This window comes from Colwellia sp. MB3u-8 (genome assembly GCF_014076985.1).
Lineage (GTDB): Bacteria > Pseudomonadota > Gammaproteobacteria > Enterobacterales > Alteromonadaceae > Cognaticolwellia.
This window is the reverse complement of record NZ_JACGVA010000022.1, coordinates 1-1,312: the sequence shown is the minus strand read 5'-3', so window position 1 is coordinate 1,312 and position 1,312 is coordinate 1. Positions and strand designations below refer to the sequence as shown.

Below are 1,312 nucleotides of genomic sequence, written 5' to 3'. Positions count from 1 at the left end.
TGATCTTGTACCACTTTGGTGGACAGTTATTTATTTAATTGTTACCAAAGAGGTTAACCATGGGACATACAAGAAAGCGACATTACAACCAATATTCATTAGCGTTTAAACTTCATGCTGTTTTACTTGCTTCTCAGTCAGGTATTTTAGCAAAAGACGTGGCTAGTTCCTTGGGTATTCACCCCATCATGCTCTATCGTTGGTGTATGGAATACCGCAAAGAGTCGCTGTTTACTCATCCGCTTATGAAAAATCATCAAATGGAAAAATCATTCAAAGAGAAGAAACCCGTCAGTCCCGAAAAGCTTGAACTTGCTAAAGCCAATGTGCGTATTAAAAAGTTGGAAAAACAATTAGCTCGCAGCGAAGAGGATATTGAAATCCTAAAAAAGTTCGAGCGGTTCTTAAAGGAAAACCCTTAGTTAATTTTACCTTTATCCGGAAGAACCACACATTAAGTAATGTCTCTCGATTATGCTATCTACTGGGTGTTTCTCGCAGTGGCTATTACGCTTGGAATAATCGGCCAGTATCCGCGCATAAAGTCCAAGATAACGAACTTAAGGCTGAACTGATTAAGCAGCACCACGGCTTTAGACGAGCCTATGGCGCACCAAGAATGCATGTACAAATAAAGGAAGAAGGCCTTAGCTGTAGTCGTCGACGCATCACGAGACTAATGAAAGAGCTTAATCTGTTTAGCTCGACTAAAAACTTATATTTGCACTTACCCAATAGAGGAAAGCATTACTCAACAACCTGCAATCACTTGAAGTACGTTGCCAAACCAACGGCTAAAAATCAACAATGGGTAGGTGATTTTACTCATATCAGAACGCAAAATGGTTGGCTTTTTCATGCGGTTGTTATGGACTTATTCACACGAAAGTTGATCGGGTGGTCGTTTAGTCAGCAACGTAATTCTTTGATGACACAACTCGCTTTAAAGGCTGCATTAGTAAGAGAAGTACCGGATAACAATTGCATATTTCATTCAGATCAAGGCATTGAATATGCGGCTAACGATTTTAAAGCGCTGGTTGAAAAGTCAGGGTTGATAAGGAGTATGAGCCGAAAAGCAACGCCAATTGATAATGCGGCAATGGAATCGTATTTTCATACGTTTAAAGCAGAAGCTATTCATGGCAAACGTTTTAAAAATCAAGAAGAGGCGACTGCTGTCAGTCAGAAATATATAGCGTTTTACAATCAAGAACGATTACATTCAAGTTTAGGTTATACAACGCCAGAAAAATATGAGAAATTAGGACTTTAAAATGTGTCTACGAAAGTGGTGTAAGATCACTTCGCT

Annotated in this window: 2 protein-coding genes; both read left to right on the top strand. The window is 39.3% G+C overall.

Annotated features, from left to right (window positions below; all coding sequences use genetic code 11):
* Positions 1-59: 59 nt before the first annotated feature.
* Positions 60-422: a transposase gene (locus tag H4J54_RS00170; RefSeq protein WP_182188836.1), complete on the top strand. Its 363-nt coding sequence runs from the start codon at positions 60-62 to the stop codon at positions 420-422.
* Positions 423-436: 14 nt separating this feature from the next.
* A complete protein-coding gene (locus H4J54_RS00165; RefSeq protein ID WP_310650079.1) occupies positions 437-1,276 on the top strand; it encodes an IS3 family transposase in 840 nt (279 codons plus the stop codon).
* Positions 1,277-1,312: the final 36 nt, after the last annotated feature.

Excerpts from the sequence above, each read along its gene's own strand:
- H4J54_RS00170 (WP_182188836.1), top strand. The coding sequence starts at position 60 with ATGGGACATACAAGAAAGCGACATTACAACCAATATTCATTAGCGTTT.